Consider the following 24,719-nt stretch of genomic DNA (forward strand, 5'->3'; position numbering starts at 1 on the left):
ACATCCCCAAATATGTACACGTCAACCGCTGCCAAATTCCGTAAAGGCGCCAAACCCTCCCGGTTCTTCATTCGCCGCCTTTCCTCCTGGCTCGTGCTCTCCACCGCGCTGACCCTGGGTGCGTCGAAAGTCGCGCACGCGAGCACACTGTACTGGGATGCCGACGGCAACGCATCGGGCGATGTCATCAGCTCCGGCGCCGGTCTCGGCGGCCCGGGAACTTGGGATACCAGCACCTCGCTGTGGTGGGACGGGGTTTCGTTGGGGGACGTGGCGTGGAGCAACAGCACCAACGCGTTTGATACGGCTTTCTTCACCGGCACCGCGGGGACGGTCACGGTGAGCGGCACGATCGACGCGGGGGTCTTGGCGTTCAATACCTCAGGTTATTTGCTCTCGGGCGGGACGATCAATCTGGACGGCACGTCGACCGGTGGCGCCTCGGCGGTCAACGTCGCTCCGTGGTCGCGGGACACGATTGCCTCGCTCCTCTCGGGATCGGCGGGCTTCGTCAAGACGGGTCGCGGCACGCTGGTGCTGACGAACAACTCCAATAGCCTTAGCGGGGATTTCACCATCAATGATGGCTCGGTGGTCATCACCAATGTCGCCCAATTGGGCATGGGGACGACGACGATTGCGGTCACGGGTATTGCCGGCACTGGCAACCCGGGCTACAGCGGCGGTCAGCTCGTGCTGCAGGGTGGTTTGGCGGGGACGACGTTCAATCGCGAGATCAGCCTCCTCGGGCGCGGTCCGGATGCGGCGAACTCCAGCGGGGCCCTTGTCAGCATTGGTAACAATACTTTCACCGCGGACGTCACCGTGGGAAGTGCCGCTTCCGAAACGCGCCTGGTTTCGGCTTTTGGCAATACCACGTTGAGTGGCGGGCTGCTCACGATCGGCACTGGCGGGGGCAGCGTGTTTTACGGCAACGGCAACTGGATCATCAATGACCAGGTGACGGGCTTCGATACCAGCACCGATCGCTTTATTAAGACGGGCAACACCATCAGCACCACGCTGACGTTGACCAACACGAACAACAACTTCCTCCAAACGGTTCGTCTCGATAGCGGCACGGTCCGCGTGAACGCTAACGCGCAGCTCGGCAACAGCACTGTGGCTACGACTAGCCAAGGGGCGGTGGACTTCAACGGCGGCGTTTTGGAAGTGCGCACGGATTCCACCAGTGACTTTGCCAACCGCAGCTTCCGCCTTCGCGGCAATGGTAACAATACACTGGTTGTAGGCCGGGCTGTCGGTGGTTCGGCGTTGAACCAGGCGATCCAATTCGGGGCGATGGATTTTGATGCCAACGGCACGCTGAACGTCAGCGGTATCGATGGGATCGGTGCCTCGTTTACTGGCACTGGGGCCACGGGATTGATTACTTTGGCGACTGGCGGCACGCTAGCGGTCAATAACAACAGCAACGGGACGGTGAAGATCGATGCCAGCATCACCCGGGCGACGGAAGGCTCGGTGCGCAACGTGACCTTCGGCGGCAACGGCGACATGTTGCTCACCGGTTACATATTGCAACCGGGGACGGCGGGCACGGGAAATATCCAGTTCGTCAAAACTGGCAACGGCACGTTCACGCTGACTGGCGCGAACATCACCGCGGCGAGCGCGAGCACCTACAATGGCAGCACGTTCGTTCAGGGTGGCACGCTGCAGATCCTGGGGGCCACAGCCACGATCAATAACCTTCTGAATGGCACGAATGGCGGGGCGCTGCAGTTGGGTAATAGCGCTACCTTTGGCGCGTTGGATTATCGCGGCGCAGGTGAGACGACGTCCAAGGTCCTCAATCTCCCGGGTTCGACGGGTGCAGGCATGGTCCTGGCTAACGAAACCGGAGCCACACCGCTGGTCTTCAGTAGTGCGGTGGGAGCGAGCGGTGTGGGCGCCAAAAACCTGTACCTCGGCGGCAGCAGCACACTGGCAAATGAAATTGCCGGCGTGATTAATAGCAGTTCGTCCGGTGCCACCTCGCTGGTGAAGATTGGTTCCGGCACCTGGCTGTACGATCCGGCTGCCAGTTCCTACGCCGCGGGGGGCGCGAGTGTCGCGTGGGTAAGCGGTGGTGGCACCAACACAAATACCTTTACGGTGGCGGCGAATACACCTGGCATCGCGATCGGTGAGACGGTCAGCGGTGATAATGCAGGTGGCGTCGTGATTGGCTGGGTTCCGGCGACCGGGGTGGTGACGATCAGCAACAACATCAGCACCGCGATGGCCGCGGGCAATGTGACCTTCGGGGCCAACAACAATTTCACTGGTGCCGTCACGGTCACGAACGGCACCTTGCAGGTCAAGCCCACCGCGGCGAGCGGTGCCAGTGGCGGCAATCTGTTCTCGACGACGAACAACCTCGTCTTCAATGCCGACAGCGGCGCGAGCAATGGTGCCGCGGGCGGCACTTTCGAGCTGGCCACGCCGACGGCTGCCACCCTCACCGCGAATCTGGCCCAGACCATGGGTGCCCTGACCGCCACGGCGGGCACGGGCAAGGTTCAGGTGGATTCGGGCAATGGCGGCTTCAGCAATATCCTCAGCTTCAATACGTTTGGCACCCGCTCGGCTGGTGCGGCGCTCAATTTTGCTCCGGCGGGCAGTCTCGCCGGCATCCAGTTTGTCACGGCTCCGACCGGGACGGCCATTTCGAACGGCATCCTCGGTGGCTTCGCTTACATTACCAATCCGACCAACGGCTCGATCGATTTCGTGGCCGCGCCTTCCAATGCCACTAACATCGCCGCGTTGAATTCGGTTACCCCGCTGCCGACCGCGACCGGCGGCGCCGCGAACGACTACGTCCTCAATGCATCCACCGCCACGACGGCTGGTGTGGCTGCGAACTCCATCCGCATCACCGGGACTCCGACCTTGGCGCTCGGTGGCACGTTGACGATTACTTCCGTCTCCGCGACTCAGCTCGGTGGCATCCTTTTCGACAATAGCTCGGGTGCCGCGACGATTAGCGGCGCGCAGAATATCGCGTCGTCCACTGCCGGTCAGGAATTGGTCTTCGTGGTTGGCGGAGCCGGCGGCACCGGTTTGGCGAATGCGCTGACCGTCAGTTCGACGATTGGCAATGGCAGTTCCTCGGCTGTAACCAAGGCCGGCAACGGTATGCTGATCGTTGGTGGGACCAATACCTTCACCGGTAACCTGACTTTGGATGAAGGCACGATCAAGCTGGCGGGTGGCACGGCGGCCACGCTGGGCAGTCCGGCGGCAGGTTCGCTGGCGGTCATGCGTCAGGGAACGGTGTTGGACGTAAATAATTCGGGCGCTTCGCTGGCTCCATACACCGGGGCGTCGGCGTTGAATACCACCATCATCGGCGTGCTCGCGGGCACCGGCACGATCGACAATACAAGTGCCACGGCTTCCGCCATCTCTCTGGGCAACAGCGCCAGCACTGGCTCGCAGAACTTCTCCGGCATCATCCAGAATAGCGGCGGCGGCGCGTTGACGGTGATCAAGGATGGCGCATCGGGCGTCCAATCGCTGAGCGGTCTCAATACCTACACTGGCGCCACGGTGATTCGCACCGGCACCTTGCAGGTCACTTCGCTGGCGGATGGCGGGCACTCCAGCTCCATCGGCGCCTCGAGCAATGCGGCCAGTAACCTCATTTTCAAGGGTGGCACGCTGCAGTACACCGGCGACACCACGACCGGCTCCAATATCTATCAGACGTCGCAAACGCCGTCGGTTTCCACGGATCGTCTCTTCACCTTGGAAGGCAATGCGACGCTCGATTCGTCGGGCACCTACGGCAACGTCGTAGCGGCCGCTCGCGTGGCCAACAATGCCGCGCTGGTCTTCAGCAACGCGGGGGCAATCGCGTACAGCACTACGGGAGCCAAGACCCTCACCTTGCAGGGTGACTCCATCGGCGACAACCAGATCAACCTGCAATTGGCCGATCCCACGGGTGGCGCCCTGTCCGTGACCAAGACGGGCACGGGTCACTGGATCCTCGGCGGCACGAGCAATTCCTACACGGGCACCACCACTGTCAGCAGCGGCGCCTTGGAAGCGGTGGACGGCTCCAGCTTGCCGTCGACCAGCAACCTGACTCTCAACGGCGGTGTCTTCCAGACCTCCGGCAACTTTACCCGCGCGTTCGGCACGGGCGCGGGGAAGGTGCAATTGACCGGCGGCGTCAGCGGCTTCGCGGCCTCGACCGCTCCGTTGAACATCACCCTCGATTCCGGCAACACGCTCACTTGGGGTTCGGCGACCTTCAACCCGACCGGTCTCGACTTCGGTTCCTCTTCGGCTCTCTTCGGCACGACGCTGACCAACAACATCAACCTCGGCAGCGCGGCTCGCGCCATTCAGGTCGATACCAATAGCAACACCAGTACCGCCCAGACCCAGGCGACCGTTTCCGGAGTGATCAGTGGTGTCGCGGGTGGCACCCTGACCAAGAACGGCGCCGGCAACCTGATTCTGGGTGATTCGAATACCTACGTCGGCAACACCATCATCACCAACGGTTCGCTGACCGTCTCGTCCATTGGCAACAGCACCGGCACCGTGTCTAGCAGCCTGGGCGCGAGCGGTGGCTCCCTGGTTTTCAACAGTGGCACTAACACTGCCAACCTGCTCTACGTTGGCCCTGGCGAAACGCCCTCCCGGCCGATCAGCATCACGTCGGGCGCCGCGACGATTCAAATCGATTCTTCGGGCAGCGGCGCCTTGGTTTTGCCGAGCATTACGAATGGCGGCACGAGCACCCTCACATTGCAGCTGCGCGGCACGAACATGGATAACAACATGGTCACCTCCCAGTTGACCAATGGGGTGGGCGTGTTAACCGTGACGAAAGCCGATGGCGGCGTCTGGATTCTCAATCCTTCCGTAGCCAACACCTTCTCCGGCAACATCAACATCAACGGCGGCACGCTGGGTTTGACGGCCAACGCGATCGGCAACGCCGCGGCCATTACGATCCAAAACGGCGCGCTGCTGGCGTGGGGGGGCGATCTCTCGACCACCAAGCCGCTCACGTTGACCAACAATTCGACGGCAGTGTTCGAGGGTTCGAACAACATCACCTTCACTTCGAACGTGACCAAGGCGGCCGGCGCCAATGACCAGACCATCAGCAACAACCTCGAGAACGGGGCGCTGCTGACGATCAACGGCAATTTGATTGACGCGGAAACTGGCACCAACGCCACGCGGACGATCAGCGTCCGTGGCAACGGCTCGACGGTTTGGAACGGCATTATTCAGGACAACACCTCGGTTACGACCAACATCATCAAGATGGATTACCGCATGGCGAACGGCACGACGTTCACCCTCAGCGGTGGGGCCAATACCTACACCGGCGGCACTGTGCTCGGTCAGGGCACGCTCATTCTGAACAAGGTGGGCGCTCTCGGCGGCACGAATGGCACCACCACGGGTGTTTTCACTTGGGATGGCGGTGTGATCCAGGCCTCCACGGATCTCAGTGGTGCGACCAATAAGATCGCCAACCCCGTCAATATGCAGGGCGACTTCATGACGGTGATCGGCACGAACAACATCGAGTTCGGCGCCGCGGCGGCCCTCAACGCGAGCCGGACCCTCTACAATAACCTCAGCTCCGGCACGCTCACCTTCTCCGGTTCAATCACCAATAGCGCAGCGGCGACCCTGACCATCGCCGGCACCGGAAACACCGCGATCACCGGCGTGGTGGGGACGGGCACCGGCGCGCAAGCCCTGACCTATTCTGGCACCGGCACACTTTCGCTCACCGGCACCAACACCGCTACGGGTGTCCTCACGGCGAACCGTGGTCTGATCACCTTGAGCGGGACCTCGGGTGGCACCTGGAATGCCGGCACGGTGGCGATCAATTCCGGCGGCATCCTCCGCCTCGACAACGGCGGTGGGGACAACGCCGCGGGACGCCTCCAGGACGCGGGCGCCATCACGGTCTCGGGCGGCACGCTCGACTTCATCGGCTCGGGCACCACGGCAGAAATTGCCGGCGCGGTGACGGTCAACAGTGCTCCTTTCCGTATCACCACCAGTTCGGGCACCGGCGGTACCCTCACCTTTGCCTCGATCAGTTTCGGCGCCTCCGGTTCGGCGCTCGACCTCAATGGTGTGACGGGCCTGGGGAGCACGAATAAAATCAAGTTTGCCAGCAGCACCGGTCTGGGTGCCAGCAACAACGTGCTGGCCCGCGTCTTTATCGGCGGCAGCGATTTCGCGGCTTACGATTCGACCAACGGCGTCGTCGCCTTCAGCGCTTACAACACGGCCAATAACATCGACGGAGCGGCGGCCGTCGACACGCTAAAGATCACTACCGGGACCACGGAAACGCTGACCAAGACGGTCAACGCCGTAATGCTTAATGGCGGAGTGACCCTGGGCGCCACCGGCGTCCCCGTGCTCACCGTGACCAGCGGCGGCTTCCTCGCCAACGGCGGGGCGAATACCCTGAGCGTTCCGGACATTGCCCTGACCACGACCGGCACCTTCCAGGTGGCCAACGGTTCGTCGCTCAACCTGACCGGCTCACTGACCGGCGCGCAGACCTTCTCCAAGGCGCTGCCCGGTTCGATGACCTTCTCGGCTCCGCAGTACTTCACCAGCACGATTAACGTGGTCGATGGCACCCTGAATCTCGCCGGGGGCCTGAACACCATCTACAACGCCGGCGGCGCCACCCTGTCTATCGATCGCACTGCGACCGTGGACCTCAATGGCAACACGCAGTACGTCGGCGCTCTGTCCTCGCCAGGCACCCTGTCCAATATTGGCGGCACGGTGACCTCAAGCAGTGGCAGTCCGTGGCTCGTCACTAACAACGGCGGTTCGACCTTTGCCGGGCAGATCACCGGCAGCGGCTTGAACTTCGCCCGCGTCGGTACGAACTCGACCATGGCGCTGGAAAGCGCCCAGACCTACCAGGGCCGCACCGTGCTCATGGCCGGCACCCTCACGCTGGAAAACGACGCCACAATCCTGAACACGAGTGCGATCGACATCAATTACGCCACGCTGAACCTGAGCAACAACAGCAGCCTGCAGATCGATAACACCAATCGCATCAGCGATTCCGCGCCGATCACCATGCGCGGTGGCACGCTCACCTTGACCGGTCGCGTGGATTCGAGTTCCGCGGAAACAGTCGGCGCGGTGAGCCTGACGGAAGGCGCCAACTCGATCAACTCCACCTGGGGCAGCACCGGTCAGGCTGGCGCTTTCTCCACGACGGAATTGACCCTGACCAGCCTGAGCCGCAGCGCGGGCACGACCGTCAATTTCTCGAACACCTCGGCCTCGGGTGGGACCCTCGGCGCTCCGGGTAACAACCCCCGCATCTTTATTACCTCTCCCTTGACGGCGCTGGGCGTCGGCGTGCTGGGACCGTGGGCTATCGCCAACAGCGGCGACTATGCAGCCTACAATACCACCAATGGTATCGGGGTGGTTGGCACTGGCGGGTTCGCCGGCTACGACGTCACCTTCGGCAGCGGCAAGATCGTGAACCTGGGCGGCAACTCGGCCGTGGCCGTCTCGACGACGCTGCCGGCGGGAACGACCGTCGCGGCGATGTTGCGTCTGTCCGGTGGTTTCCAGGATGACCTGCTCTTCACCAATAGCGGCGATCTCCTCGATTTGGAGATGGGCGGCTTATTGCGCAGCAACAACGCCAACAACTCGAACATCGGTTCGGTGGCCACTCCGGGCATTCTCACCGCGGGCACCAATGCCAGCACGAGTACGGAACTCGTGGTCTACAACAACCAGGGCACGGTCACGATCAACTCCACGATCCAGGATACGGCTGCGACCGCCATCGGCGGCACTGGTACCGTGTCGCTGGTCAAGTCCGGCGCGGGCACTCTCACTCTGACCAATTTCAACGGCTACTCCGGTGGCACGGTGGTCGACCAGGGCACTCTGAACCTGAGCGGCGGGGCCACGGCCAACGGCTCCACCAACGTGGTGATTCCGGGGAACCTGACGATCAACGGCGGCGTCACCGGCACCGGCACGACGGTGGCGATGGTGACCAATCAAGGCCAGATTGCTGCGACCAGCAACGTGACGATGAACGGTCACTCCACCTTGACTTTGGTGGGTAACAACACCCTCAACAGCCTCACGCTCAACGACGATGGCGGCGACACGGCCGGACCGACGGTGACGCCGACCGGCATCCTAACTCTCACCTCGACCACGCCGATCACCGCGACCTCGAGCAACGCGGCCACCGCGCCGACCCTCGGCACGGGCACGCTGGCCCTGGCGGCTGGCACGGATACGATCAGCGTGGGTGCGATCCAACTCGGGGGCCAGACCTACACGAAGATTGCGCCTGGGTTGATCATTAACTCGGCCATCATCGGCAACAGTGTCTCGCTGCTCAAAACCGGTAACGGCCTCCTGCAATTGGGTGGCAACGCCAGCACCTTCGCTGGTGGCGTTACGGTCAATGCCGGCGGACTGATTATCGCTGCTTCGAGTGTACCGGCGCAAGGCGGGGCGGGCCTCGCTTCCGGGCCGTTGGGCACCGGTACCCTGACGATGGGTGCGGGATTGCCGCTGCTCGTCAATGCCAGCCAGTCGGTCGGCAACAGCGTCACCTTTGCGGACGGCACTCCGGTCTTCGATACGAATGCGGCCGCGAACGCGACGATGTCGCTCAATGGCTCGCTGAGCTTCGGCAGCGCCACCTCCATCAATGCGTCCATTGCCAATCCTTTCCTGACGGTCGCCCTGCTGGGCCCGATCTCGAACATCAGCAACATCACCAGCATTTCGCGCACGGGTCTCGGTAACCTGGTCTTCAACTCCGCCGGTTACACCGGCAACTTCGTGTCCGACAATCTTGTCATGCAAGGCACCGCGGTGTCCTTGCTGAACGATGGCGACGGCTACGGCGACGTGCAGACGATCAGCCTCCCTGGCTCGGTGATCTTCGATACCGGAATCGTCCCCAATATCGCGGTGGGTCGCGCGGGCGGCACGCTGCCGCTGAACCAGGCGCAGAACAAGATCATCGCGCCCGCCAGCATCAACAACGCCAACCTGGGCATCACGGTGACCAACAACAACGGCTACGGCTTGCAGTCGTCCGATAACGTGACGTTGATCAACACGTCGACCTTCACGGTCGCGAATGCCACCAACTCGAACGTGGTTCAGGGTCTGTATCTCGAAGGCGTGCTCGGCGGCACGGGCTTCATCAAGACCGGCGCCGGCGCGGTGGTGTTGGGCAATGCGGGCAACACTTTCACGGGGAATGTCAACATCCAGCAGGGCGTCGTTTCCGTGGACGCGGACGCCGAACTCGGCACCTCCACGAACAAGGTCCTGCTGAATTCGTTGACCTCAACCTCGACCCTGCGGGCGACGAGCACGTTCACGCTGAATCACACGATCCAGTTGACGAACACGGCGAATACGCGCGCCATCGAAGTCACCGCGGGCAACACGTTGACCCTCAATGCGCCTTTCGATCTCAACAGCAACCCGACGGCGACGCTGGCCAAGAGCGACAACGGTACCCTCTCCTTCGCCAGCGGGGTGAACAACACCGGTTGGACCGGTATCTTCAGCATCAACGCCGGCGCCATTCTGCTCAACGCTGCCAACAACCTGGGCGGCGCCACGGTGAATATTACGAACGCGGTCGGTGGCGCGGTCCAACTGACGGGCGGCATCACGGTGGCCAACGCGCTGACGGTCAATGCGACGGGGAGCGGCGGCATCAATAGCGGCGGCGTGATCGAAAGCGTTTCCGGCAACAACACCTGGAGTGGCGCGATCACCCAGACCAGCGGCGATTCCACCACAGTCGGTGCGGATGTAGGGGCGACCCTCAACATCACCGGGACCTGGACGGCGGGGAATTCGGTGACCTTTACCGGCGGCGGCACCATTAACCTGCAAACGGCCCTGCCTGGGTACAACACCTTCAACATCCTCGGTGATGCGGCGGGCGATCCCACGACGGTCAACCTGACCACGAACAGCAGCGCGGCCTTTGCACCGCCGATCAACATTCGCAACGGCACTTTTAGCATCAGCGGAGCGGGAGTGAAGACCGCGGGCACAGGCCTCATCACGGTTTCGCAAGGCAGTGTCCTGTCCGTGGATGATACCGCGGCGACCACGAGCCGGTTCTCCGGACGTCCGCTGACTTTGGAAGCGGGCGTGTTTAACTACAAGGTGTCGGCCACCTCGTCCACGGAAGTGATGGGCGCTCTCGCGCTGAACTCGGGCGGTTCGACGATCAATATCGATGATTCGCTCGGCGGCAACAATACACTGACCTTTGCCAGTTTCACGAGCGGCGGCGGCGCCGGCAGTGCACTGAACGTGACCGGCACGTTTGGCACGGCGAGCAACAAGATCACCTTTACGACCGCACCCACGTTGTCGCCGGCGACCACGGGCATCCTGGCTCGCGTCACCACGAACGGCAACGAGTTCGCGACTTACAACGCCTCGACCGGGCTGACTCCGTTCGCGGGTTATTCCTCGGCGACGGATATCTCCACTACGGCCGCGACGGATACCTACAAAGCGACGACTTCGACGGCCAATACGGTCCCGACCTCTCAGACCCTGAATGCCCTGACCTTGAATGGCGGTCTTTCGGTCGACTCGGTGGATGGTGTCGTGCCCACGACCCTCACGCTGACCAGCGGCGCGGTCCTGAACCAGGCCGGCAATAACAGCCTCGACGTCCAGGTCGTGGCCTTGGGCGCCACCGAAGGCCTCATCCACGTGGCCAATGGAACCACCCTCAGCGTTTCCTCCGGCTTCTCCGGCACGGGAGGCATGACCAAGGCGCTCCCGGGCTCACTCGTCCTGACCCAGCAGCAATATGTCAGCGGCAATACCACGGTGGAGGGCGGGACGATGCAATTGGCCGGCGGCACCAACACCTTGCTGTTCAACAATGGCCTCGTCGTGAACAACGGCGGTACCTTGGATCTCAACGGCACCGCGCAATATGTCGGCAACCTTGCCAGCCAGTCGGCAGGTGCGGGCGTCGGTGCGGGTGGTGGCATCATCACCACCACCGGGGGCAGTGCCACGCTGGTGACTAATTCCGCGGCCAGCACGACCTTCGGTGGCCAGATCACTGGGGCTGTCTCTCTGATCAAGGCGGGAACGGCCGGTACGCTGACGCTCGTCAACTCGAGCAGCTACACGGGCCCGACCATCGTCACCGGTGGTACCCTCACGCTGACAGACGGCGGCGCATTGACGGGCACGAGTTCCGTGACCCTGAGCTACGGCTCGTTGAGCATCACCGACTCCGGTTTGTTCACCAGTACCAACCGGATCAACGATAGCGCGCCAATCACCATGCGCTCCGGTGTCATCGTCTACACCGGTCGCTCGCAAACGGCCTCCTCGGAGACCTTGGGTGCGCTGACTATCGATCAGGGCGGCAGCAACATCAACGCCACCACCGGCACGGTCACCGGGGTGCAATCGGTCGACCTCACCTTCGCCAGCATTACGCGGATCAACAACGGCACGTTGAACATCAACAACGGCAACGGTCAGCTCGGTAACGCGAGCCGCATCCTCTTCACCTCGGCTCCGACCCTGGTGAACAACCTTGTCACGGGCGGCGCGCCTGGGGATCGTGGCGGCTGGCTGGTTAACGGTGGCGCGGACTTCGTGACCTACGTGCCCGGCCTCGGCCTGGCGCCTCTCGGCGCGGTTGGTGCGCCGAACTACGATTCGACCGGCCTGCCGGTGCTCGGCGGCGCGACGCTCAACGTCAAGCTCAGCAGCAACAACTTCGTCATTCCGGACATCGGCGGAGTGGGTACGGCGGGCACTTATGCGCTGAACGCCCTGAACTTCACGACGAGCGCCAACCAGAACCTGACCTTCACGGATAATGCCGATACGCTGAACCTGACCTCGGGCGGCTTCCTGAAGAATGGCGCCAACACTTCCTTGATCGGCAGTGCGGTGGGGAATGGCATGATCACTGCGGGTGGCACGGTGGCGACCGGCACCGGCACGGCGCAATTGATCTTCCAGCAGACCGGTGCGGCAACCACGACGATGAACTCCGCGATCGTGGACAACGCGGCGACTGGCGATGCGGTGCGACTCGTCTACACCAGCTACAACACCGGCGTCCTCAGCCTGGCTGGGGTGAATACCTACAGCGGCGGCACCGTGGTCAATGGCTGGACGGGTGGCTCGTCGGGCAGCCTGCAGATCGCCAGCGGCGGCGTCCTGCCGGGCGGCGGTTTGACCATCAATGGCGGCACGGTGATTCAACAGACCGGCGGCGTGATTACGTCGCAGGCAGTGACGATCAACGGCGCTGGCACCCTCACGCTCGCGGGCAATAACACGTTGACCAGCCTGACGTTCAACAACAACGGCGGCGGCGCCTCCACGGTCACGCCCACCGGCGTCCTCACGCTCACTGGCAGCATCACGTCCAGCCCGTCGAACGTGGGTGGCATCGCCACCATCGGCACCGGCACGCTGGACCTCAACGGCAGCAACACCTTCTCGATCGTCGTCAATCCGACCCTGGTCAATACTGTGGACGTAGCTCCGTGGCAGGCCGGCTTGATCATCAATTCGGTCATCCAGAACGGTGGCATCGTGAAGACCGGCAGCGGCGTTCTGCAGCTCGGCGGCCAGAGCACCTTCACCGGTGGTGTGACAATCAGCCAGGGCGGGCTGTTGCTCGCCGCGGATAGCACGCCTCCGGGTTCGGGTCCGGTGACCTCCGGCCCGCTCGGCACCGGCACATTGACGATGGCCAGCGGCACCTCGCTGATCTCCAACGTCGCAGTCCGCAACATCGCCAACGACATCGTCTTCCAGGGCAACACGACCTTCAATGGCACGACCAATGGTGCGGCGGCCATCCTGAACCTGAACGGCAATACCACTCTGCCCTCGACGTGGAATGCCACGATCACGGCTCCGCAGTTGACGGTCAATATCGCCAACGTGATCGGCTCCACGATCAGCGACGTCATCAACAAATCGGGTCTCGGCGTCCTCAACGTCGGCAACTACCTCGGCACCCTGCAGATCAGCGGTGGCTTGGTGATCAGCGGTGACGGCAATACGCTCGGCACGGCCGAGAACGTCAACCTCGGTGGTCCCATCAGCATCACCGGCAACACGGCAATCGCCATCAACCACTCCGGTGGTGCGATCACCGCGCTGAACAAGACGCTCCAGAAATCCGGTCTGACGATTGGGACAAACACCCTGGCACTGACCAACAACAGCGGCTACGGCCTCGAGATCACTGGCACGACCACCCTCACCGGCACGCCGACGTTCACCGTCGCCAACGCGACCGCGTCGAATGTGACGCAGGGTTTGATTCTCACCGGCCCGGTCGTCGGGGCCGGGGACGGCATCGTGAAATCCGGCAACGGCACGCTGGTGCTCTCGAACGTGGGCAACAGCTTCGGCGGTGTGGGTTCCAAGGTGGAAATCCGCAAGGGCGTGCTTTCCGTTTCGAACGACGGCGCCCTCGGCGATTCGCACAACTCCGTGCTCCTCAACGTGAACGCCCAGACCGGCGCGGGCTTCCGCGCGACCGGCACCTTCGCCTCGTCGCGCCTCTTCACGCTGAACCAGGCGTCGAACGCCTTTGAAGTGACGGTGGGTAACGTCCTCACCTTGAACACCGCCTTCGGCATGAGCGCGCCGAGCGATGCGCTCTACAAGAACGACAACGGCGTGCTCGAACTGGCAGCGGACAACACCGCCTCCGGTTGGAACGGCGGCATCTTCATCAATGCCGGCGCGGTGCGTCTCAGCAACAGCAACGCGGCGGGTATTTCGACGAGCGTCATCACCATCACGCCGGCGGTGGCTGGCGCGGCCCTGCAGTTGAACAACGTCACGATCGCCAACCCGATCGTCCTGGCGAGCACCGCGAACGTGAAGTTCGGCGGTCTCGACTTCGGTGGTCAGGTGGAAGGCGTTGCCGGAACCAGCACGATCACTGGCCAGATCACCAAGAGCGCGGATAACGCCATCGGCGTGGACAGCGGCGCGGTGCTGAACATCAACGGCGGCATCAACGATGTCACCGTCACCGCCCACGCGGAAGTCTTCAACACCGCCGGTAGCGGTATCATCAACCTGAACAGCAGCCTCACTTCGGCCACTCCCACGGCGAATCAATACTTCAGCGTGGAAAAGCACGGCACCGGCACGCTGAATATCACCACGGCCAACCCGATCATCTTCACCAGCAACTTGACCATCTTCGCGGGCACCGTTTCGCTGAATGGTGCGGGTACCCTCACTGGCGGCAATGGTATCGCGGCGACGGTCAATCCGGGCGGCACCCTGGTGGTCAACGACAACTCGCTGACCCCGACAAACAACCGCCTGGGTTCGCGTCCGCTGACCATGGTCGGTGGTAACTTCACCCTCGTTGGCAACACCAGCGGCAATACCTTGGAAACGCTCGCGGTGCCGACTTTGAACCGCGGCTATTCGGTGATCACCGTTACCGCGCAATCCGGTGAGCAGGCCAATCTCGTCTTCACCGGCTCGTCCAACGTGCCGGCGGGCGCCCAAAACAGCGGCACCACCCCGAGTGGCACCTCGATTCTGTTCCGCGGCACGAGCCTCGGCACGGGGGCGGGCCCCGGCATAGCGACCATCCAGGACACCAACGCCACCAACGGCTTCGCGATCGACGGTTCCACCGGTGCGACCAACACTACCACCAAGAGCATCCTTCCCTACGCCATCCTCGAAACCAGCGATACCGGGACCGGCGCCACGGCGCAATTTGCGACCGGCGACACGGTCGCCGGCGCGGCGGGTACCACGGCGATCCTGCGCCAGTTGAGCGCCAACGAAATGTCCACCTTGAACGCGGCATTTGTGGCCAACGTGAACGAGCATCTGAATGGCAACGTGAATGTCACCGCGTCAGTCGCGCCCAACTCCCTCACCATGGACAGCGGCGGCCAGGTCACGATCAGCCCGTTGATCTCGCTGAACCTTGCCAGCGGCGGTATCCTCGCCAAGTCGGGCAACGGTGGCATTAGTGGCGGTATCATCAACCAGACGAACGGCTTCTCGCCGCTGGAATTCTGGACCATCGGCGACCTGACCGTCACCAGCCTCTTCAACGGCGGTAACGGCACGACCAACGGCGCCATCAGCCTGGTCAAGGCGGGCGCGGGCACCTTGACGCTGAGCACTCCGCTTTCCCTCATCCCTGGCCTCACCTCCATGAGCGCCAACTCGATGTCCGGCCTCACGGTCATCAACCAGGGCACGATCAAGCTCAACGGTGGCAAGAACACCCTCCTGGCCAATAACTTCATGGAAATCGGGCTGGGCGGGACGCTGGATCTGAATGGCAACTCGCAGCAGGTCGAAGGCCTCTTCACCGATGGCGCGGTCCCGAATTCGGGTGGCACCGTCACCAGCAGCACGGGCACCGGCAACCTTGTAGTCAACGCGGACAATACCAGCCGCATCTGGGCCGGTTCCATCACGGGCAATGTCAACTTCACCCGTTCCGGTCAGAACACCCTGACCTTGGAGAGCGACAATACCTACGTTGGCCTGACTCTCATCAGCGGCGGCACCACCGTCCTGCGCGATAGCGCCAAGCTCAGTGGCACGACCGGCATCGAGATCGATTACGCGACCCTGACCGTCGACAATAACGCGAACTACGGGACGAATGTGGCCGATCGCATCAACGACGCCGCGCCGATCACGATGCGCGGGGGCACGTTTACGATCAATGGCCGCGCCCAGGCGGCGTCTTCCGAGACCATCGGAGCCGTCACCCTGGCCCAGGGCTACAACGTCTTCACGCCCACCATCGGTGGCACGGGCGTCAGCTCGATGGACCTCACCCTCGCCAGCCTCACGCAGAATGGCGATGCGACGGTCAACTTCAACGCCACGCTGGGCCTCATTGGCAGCAATCCGCGGATCCTCATCAACACCCTCAACGGGGTCTCGTCCTCGACTGTGGGTGCGGGCCTGACGAACAACATCATCGGCGGCTGGGCGATCGTGGGCAACGATTTCGCCACCTACATCCCAGGCCTCGGCGTGGCCGCGCTCGCTCCGGTCAGCACCTCGACCGGCGCCTTGACCTACGACCTGAGCACCATCGCCCCAGGCAACAACTCCACCCTCAACGCCCGCCTCACCGCGTCGGCGGCCGTGCCCAACGGCGGCGCCACGCTGAATGCGTTGAGCATGACGGGTTCGAACATCGCGATCACGTTCACCACCGCGACGGATACCCTGAACCTGACCAGCGGCGGTCTCATCGGGCCGAACAACAACCAGAGCATCGGTGGCTCGGTCGATTCCGGCCGCCTCACCGCGGGCGGCCTCACGCCGACAACGCCGAGCAACCTCTATATTTACAATCGCGCCAACACGCTGACCATCAACTCGCGCATCATCGATAACCCGAACAATGGCGGGTCCTCGGTGCGCGCGGTCTTCAACGCCAGCGGCGGTGCGATTTCGCTGACCGACACAAATAACAGCTACACCGGCGGCACGACGCTCAACGGCGGCACCCTCAACCTGCTCGCTTCCGCGACGGGATCGGTCATCCCGCTGGCTGCCAATCCTGCCAACGGCCTCGTGATCAACAACGCGACGGTCACCATGGGTTCGTCGACCAACTCCGTTTCCCAACAGATCGCCGCAGGGAACGTTGTCACCCTCAATGGCAGCTCCACGCTGAACCTCTTCGGCAACAACACCCTCGCCGGCCTCGTCTTCAATAACGAAGGCGGCACGGGCAACCCGACCGTCCAGACGTTCTCGACGGCCACGTCGACCGGCCTGGGTTCCACTGGCGTCCTGACCATCGGCAGCTCCGGTATCGTCGCCACGTCCTCGAACATCGGCACCATCGCCTTCATCGAAGGTCGCGTCGACTTCGGCAGCGGTGCCAACACCATCAGCGTCGCCACGATCAACGCCAACGGTGTCACCGACATTGCTCCGCTCCAGCGCGGCTTCCTTCTTCGCAGCGTGGTGAACTCCACCGGCGGCATCACCAAGCTCGGCAACGGCGTGCTCGAAATCGGCGCCCAGGATACGTTCACGGGAGCCTTCACCGTGGCGGCGGGCGCGATTCGCAACGGCCTGACCAATGCGGGTTCGCGTTATTCGGATCTGACCCTGAACTCCGGCACTCGCTACGACCTGAACGGTGCGAGCTCTACCTGGGGTTCTCTAGCGGGCTCCGGCAATGTCTTCAATAGCGGCGGTACCGGCGCCAACGGTGGCGGCGCGGCGACGCTAACGGTGGGCTTCGACAATGCGAGCACGACCTTCTCGGGCCAGTTCGAGCGTTACAACGACGCCAATCCTTCCTTCACCGCCTTTACCAAGATCGGTAACGGCACTCTGCACCTCACGGGCACGCAGAGCGCCTCGACCGGCACGACCGGTACGGTCACCGTCAGCGGCGGCGTTCTTGCCTTTGATAGCACGGGCGCCTGGTTCACCGGCACGACCAGCCCGGCCTTCGCCGGCACCTTCACGGTCAATGCCAGTTCCACGCTGCTCCTCGACAACACCGGCACCAACGTCAACAACCGCCTCGGCTTGAATGCGACCGGCACCCTGAACATGCAGGGCGGCACGCTCGTGATCAACGGCAACAGCAGCGCCAATACCTCGGAGACGATCAATAGCTACACAGTGGCCAACGGCGGCGGTACGCTCCAGCTCAATGCGAATGCCAATTCGCTGTTGAACATGACCATCCTGACTCTTGGCCCCCTCAATGGCAACGGCAGCGAGTTGTTCCAGGGCATCAACGGAACAGCGGCGGCCAACGGCAACGCGACGCTCAGCATCATCAATGCGCCCGCATTGGAAGGCAGCCAGGGCGGCGGCCTCAACGGCACCTCGAACATGAGTGTGCGGCAGGACATCCTCGTGGACGCTTCGACCACCGGCTTGGGCACTGGCTTCCTCGTCAAGGACACCGGCACCAATCTCTATCGTGCCTTGGGTGGCGCCCAGGGCCTGGCATCCACCGAATACAATCTGGCGCCGGCGACTTGGGCCACCGCTCAGAACGGCGGGATCAATGCTTCCGCACAGACCCTCCGATTCACGACTGCCGTGAATACCCTCACCGTTGGTGGCACCTCTTCGCTCGCCTCCGGTCTGAACACCACGGCGTTCGGCATCTTCGGCCCGGGTGGCTTGCTCAGTTTGACCGAGAATACATCTACCGTTCTCGTCCTCAACGGCGGCATCTTTACCGACACCGTGGCCTTGAACGGCACAGCGGGCAATACGCTCACCGTCCACACCGTGGGGACCGGCGTGTTCAACCAAAACGGTTACTATGGCATCGGTAATACCGCGGGCCTCATCAAAGCCGATGACGGGACGATGAACCTGAATAACTTAGCGCTGTTCACCGGCACTGTGACCGTCAATGGCGGCACGCTCAACCTCAATAGTGGCCAGGACAACACCATCGCCGTCGTTCCGGGAGCGACGACGCCGACGGTGAGCAACCTCGCCGTCAACGGCACTAGCGCTCAGGTGGATCTGAAGAACAACAACCAGACCTTCGGATCGATCAGCACGATCAATCAGCTCCCGGGCAAGGGTGGCACGATCACCAACAGCGGCGCGACGGTTGTCACGCTGACTTCGACCGGCGGTGGTACCTTCGCCGGCAGCATCACCGGTAATATCGCGTTCACCCGGGCGGGCAGTAATACGACCACGCTGACCAGCGCGAATACCTACACCGGCCCGACGATTGTCCGCGGCGGCGTCCTGCAGTTGCGCGATTCCGGCAGCATCTCCAGCACCGCCGGCGTCACCGTCGATTACGGCACCTTGCTGTGGGATAACTCCGCTCTCAATCCGTTGGGCAACCTGAACCCGACGCGCATCCTTGCGACGAACCCGCTCACCCTGCAGGGCGGCATCCTTACGATCAATGGTGGCGGTTCGACAGATACCGTGGTGGCGATGAATTCCATCACCGTGACCGGCGGTGAGAACATCATCAATACCACGCCGTTCATCAGTGAAGGCAGCACCGTGAAGCTCACCGTCGGCAACCTCGTGCGCAACACGACGAACCACAGCGGCGTGAACTTCAACGGTTTCACGACCAACAACAGCTCGGCGGGCAGCAACACGTTGGGGGGGCAGGGACTGGTGACAAACAGCAACATCATCCTCAACCAGATCAACGGCACGACCTTCAATGCTTCGAGCCTGGTCAACGGCCTGATCGGCGGTTGGGCGGTGGCGGATGGTTCGGCTTTCGCCACCTACGACAACAACTTCGGTGTCGTGGCCATGAACAACACCTACGGTGGTTTCACCGCTCCTGCCTTCACCGGCACGGACGTCACCAATACGGTGGTGACCGGCAACTACAACGATGCCGGTTCCGGTACCACGGCGCTCGTTCGCACGATGACCACCGGCGCGAAGACGGCCAACTCCTGGCGCTTCGCCCAAAGCGGCGCATCGACGACTGTCACTCCGGTCTCGGGAACCACCTATTCGTTCGGCGTCGGTATCATCACCAATGCGAACCAGACGGTGACCCTCGGCGCGGTGGACGCGACCAACACGATCACCGGCACCGGCACGGATCTCTACTTCTACGTCAACACGAACACGTTGATCATCAATCCGGCCATCATCGGCAATGAGGCGGTTGTCGCCAACGGCGGCAACACACTGCGCCTGGCTCCGTTGTTCGCTTCGAACACCTACACGGGTGGTACCTACATCAACGCCGGCACCACCAACCTCCAGGCGGCCACCGGCCTGATCGCCATCCCGGGTGACCTGAATATCAACAATGCCACGGTCACCCTGGGCAACGCCACGTCGGGCCAGGTTGCCAGCACCGCCAACCTCAACATCAACGGTGGCGGCATATTCAACCTGTTCAACTACGTCACGGCCACCACGCAGTCGCTGAACAGCGTGAACTTCAACAACCAGGGTGGTAATGGCAACCCGACCTTCGCCTTCGGCACGCAGACCGCGCCCAGCACCATCATCCTCACCGCGGCCAACGCAATCACTTCGAATAACGATTCGGCGGCCTTCACACCGCAATTCACGACCAACTCCGCGACCTTCAGCGCCCTGCAGTTGAGCAACGCCAATCCCGTGATCACGACTTCCGGTCTCTCGCCGGATGATCTGAACATCGCGGTGCCAATCACCAGTGCCGGCGGTATGGTCACCAAGGCAGGCAACGGTTCCCTGACCCTCAGCGCGGCCAGCACCTTCAGCAACGGCTTCGACCTGAACCAAGGCACGTTGATCTTTGGCGCGGCCACCGCGGGGACGCCGCCGACGATCACCAGTGGTCCGGTCGGCACCGGCGCGCTGCAGATCGACAACGGCACGACGGTGTTGGGCGCCAGCGCTCTCACGATCGGCAACGCCGTGAACGTGACGGGCAACTTCACCTTCGGCGGTGTGACCTCGACGAACAACCTCACCTTCACCGGGGCGGTCAATCTCGGCAACGCCACGCGCACGATCTCGGTGAGCAGCCCGGCGGTCACCGCTACCATCACTGGCCTGATCTCGAGCACTGCGACGGGCACCGCCTTCATTAAGGATGGTCCCGGAACGCTCGTCCTCAACGTGCTCAACACCAACGCCAACTTCGGCGGTGCGGGTGTCACCGTAAACAACGGTCTGCTCAAGAACGGCGTCGACAACGCGGTGCCGAACGCCAGCCTCCTGACCGTCAATGCCGGTGCGGGTTACGATCTGAACGGCACCAACGAGACGCTGCTGCAGGTTGCGGGCGGCGGCTTTATTACGAACTCGGCCGCTTCGTCCAAGGTCCTCACCCTGTCAGGTTCGAGTGCCACGGACGTGACGACCAACCTGAACTCCACGATTGGGGCGATCACCGACAACCACGGCGTGAGCGCCAGCAGCATCCTCGCTGTGACCAAGGTCGGTCTCGGCTCGCTGACCCTCAGCGGCGCTGGCAGCAACTACTTCGGCACGACCACGGTCGTGGCGGGCAGTTTGATCGCAGGCACGGACAACAGCTTCTCACCGAATAGCACGGTGGTCCTGAGCAATACCACGACCGCGGCGCTTACCGCGACGCTGGACGCCACCAATGGCAACCAGACGATCGCCGGCCTGCAGGTGACCGATAACAATGCGACGGGCGGCGCCAGTGTCATCGTGGGCAGCGGCAAGACGCTGACGGTGAACGGCAACGTGACCATCGGTTCGAATGTCAGTTCCACGGATGTAACGAACGCCAGCTTCACCGGCGGTGGCAGCTTGGTGGTGAACAGCAGCAACGGCACGATCCAGCTTGGTGGTGCGGGCATCGCGCCCAGCACCAATGCCAATTCCGCCATCGTAGACATGAGTGGATTGAATAGCTTCACCGCGAATCTGGGTTCGGGTGGCACCTTCCGCATCGGTGACATCACCAATAGCAACGGTGGCACGGGCTCTGGGGCGTCGTCCTTGACCCTGGCGGCGAACAGCACGATCAACACCGGCACCCTCAGCGTCGGCGATGCGGAGGACGTAACCAATGCAGCCAACGCGTTGCACTTGGGTTCCGGGACGAACGTCATCAATGCCAACACAATCAACATCGGTTCGCTCACCGGCGGTCGAAGCAATGGAACGCTGAACTTCGCTTCCGGCACTGGCACTCTCAAGATTCGCGCCTTCGACGGCTTGAGTGCGGCCAACCTGAATATCATCAATGCCGGCAACAACGGCACCGGCACCAACCTGGCCGGGGTGTTCGACGTCACCGGCCACAATGCGGATCTCCTCATTAACACGCTGACGATGGCGGCCCGCAGCGCTGGTAATACCGGCAGCGGCCCGGCGACGGCAACCTTCTCGTTCGACACCGGCACGCTCGGTGTGAGCACGCTGAACATGTCCAACCGCAGTGGCACCGACACGACGGGAACGGTGACCTCCATGGTGAATATCGGTGGCGGCACGGATTCGCTCGGTGTGGTGACCATGGCGGTCAATACCGCCGCGGCGGCGACGGGCAGCGCGGTGGCCACGTTGAACGTGAGTGGCGGTAGCGTTAGCGCGACGAGCATCAACCTCTCCGGCGCCAATGCGACCGGCGCGGTGGCGACCGGCACGTTGAACATCACCGGCGGTACCCTCACCATGGCGGGTGACATCACCCACGCTTCCACCACGGGCTCGCAGAATACGACCCTCACACTCAACGGCGGCATCCTCGACATGGCCGGCCATAACATCGGCTCGGTGAGTGCGGTCGTCGGCTCCGGCAGCGGTGGGCTGAACCTCCAGTCCGGCACGCTCCGGAACGTCGCCCAGATCAATGGCGGCGCGGCCATCAGCAAGACCACGGCGGGCGTTCTCAACATCGCCGGCACCAACACCTGGACTGGCGCGACGAATGTCAACGGCGGCACGCTGAACCTCGTCGGTGGTGGCAGCCCGACCTTGGGCGGCACGGCGGTCTCCGTCGCGACCGGCGCGACGTTGAGCGTCAGCGGCACGACGGTGATCGGCACGACCAGTGCGGGCACCCTCTCGATCTCCGGGGGCGGTAACTTCAGCCTGCTCGATGGCGGTATCAATACGCTGACCTTGCTGAACACGACCGGCGGTTCGCTGAGCATGGGCAACGGGGCCGGCCTGCAACTCGACCTGAGTCCGAGCGGCTTCTTGAACACCGTCGATAGCGCCACGGTCCAGTCGTTGACCCTCACGGGCGGCAACTCGATCGTCAGCCTGAACAACCTCTCGGCGGGCACGCTGACCAACGGCACCTACACGCTGCTCAACTACGCGAATGGTTCGACGCTGAACGGCTTCGACTTCACCTTCGCTGGCGGCAGCACGGCGCAGCAGATCGGGGGCGGCCGCAGCTATACGCTGGTGACCGGCGCCAATAGCCTGCAACTCGTCGTAGGCAGCGTCACGACGCCGACGCCGGTTTACTGGCAGGGTGGCCTCGGTGACGGTAGCTGGGCCTCGATCACCGGGGTGGGTAACTCGACCAACTGGGTGAATGGCCCGACCGGCACGGACACCAACCAGATTCCGGGTAGCGTTTCCGACGTCTTCTTCACCGCCAACTCGGCGACGAACCTCGTCACCACGCTCGATCAGAGCTTCGTGATCAACAGCTTGAACTTCACCGGCGCGGGAACCACGGCGGATTCGACAAACGTGACGATCAATAACGGCGTCGGTTCGAACACGCTGACGATCAATAACGGCGTCACCGACGTGAGCACCTCGGCGGCGCACACCGTCAACGTGCCGGTGGTGCTCGGTAACGATCAGACCTGGTCGAACAGCAGCACGGGCGACCTGACCTTCAACGGCAATGTGACTGGTGTGAATACCAACCTGACCGTCACCGGCAGCGGCAACACCGTCATCAACGGCGCCATCCAGACCGGCAACGGCGGGCTCAACAAGACGGGCGTCGGCATGCTGACCCTCGGCTCCGGCTCGAACAGCTACGCGGGCACGACGAACATTGCCGCGGGCACGGTGAAACTGGGCGCGGATAACGCGATTCCCTCCGGCTCGGGCAAGGGCAACGTCACCGTAAACGGCACCCTCGACGTCAACGGCCACAACCAGACCGTCAACGGCCTGAGTGGCACCGGCACGATCGACAACACCGCGGCGGCGACTTCGCCGACGCTGACCGTAGGCGCGAACAACCAGACCAGCTCTTTCGGCGGCACCATCCAGAATACGGCTGGCGCCCTGGCGGTGAACAAGGTCGGCACCGGCACGGTGACGATGAGCGGCGCCAATACCTACAGCGGCGGCACGAATGTGAGCGCCGGCACGCTGGTGGTCAGCGGTTCCATCCAGGGCAACACCACGGTGGCTTCGGGCGCTACGCTGGCCAGCGGCAATAACATCACTTCGCAGATGGCGGCGATTAGCGCCGCCAGCGACGCGCTTGGCGGCGGCACCGTCGCCCCCGGTAACACCGGTGGTGTGGCCGACCTGAGCACCGTCGGCCAGCTGAATGCGACTGGCGCGGTGACCCTCGGCACGGCCAGCACGGCGGGAGTCGCCCATCTCTCCATCGAGATCGGCGGTAATCAGGATGGTTCTGGGGTCGGCCCTGGTGTCCTCAACACCACCAACCCAGGCTCGCTGCAGAATGACCGCGTGACCATGTCGGGCAGAACGTTGACCATGAATAACGCCAACCTCGATATCTCGCCGGTCAACAGCTTCACCTACACCGACCCGAGCGACAACAACAGCACCCAGCAGTTCAACCTCGACGGGCACATCTTCTTCCTGATCACCGGGGCATCGAATGTGGCCGGGACCTTCGGCAACCAGCAGGGAGTGGATCCGAATCTGCCGGGCTTCAACACCATGTACGGCACCGACGGTCAGGAGTTTGCCATCAGCTACCAAGCCAGCTTCTCCGGTGGCACCTTCACCGGGGGTAACGACGTGGCGATCATGGCCATTCCGGAACCGAACTCGATGGCGATGCTGGCGGGCAGCCTGGGCATGGCCCTCGGCCTGCAACGCATCCGTCGCCGGCGGAAGTAAAATTCGGCGCCAGTGAGCCAAAACATCATCACCGGCCGGGACCGAAAGGTTCCGGCCGGTTTTGTTTTCAGGCGGCGCGTCGCTGGGACGTGTGAATGCCGCATGGCCAATCG

1 protein-coding gene is annotated in these 24,719 nt (G+C 62.9%); it reads left to right on the forward strand.

The genetic code is table 11. The features are described from left to right. Nucleotides 1-12: 12 nt before the first annotated feature. Entirely contained in the window at nt 13-24,606 is a 24,594-nt protein-coding gene (locus CFE428DRAFT_RS37615) for an autotransporter-associated beta strand repeat-containing protein (protein ID WP_006981574.1), read from the forward strand. The last annotated feature ends 113 nt before the right edge of the window (nt 24,607-24,719 follow it).

Source organism: Chthoniobacter flavus Ellin428, from assembly GCF_000173075.1.
Taxonomy (GTDB): Bacteria; Verrucomicrobiota; Verrucomicrobiia; order Chthoniobacterales; family Chthoniobacteraceae; genus Chthoniobacter; species Chthoniobacter flavus.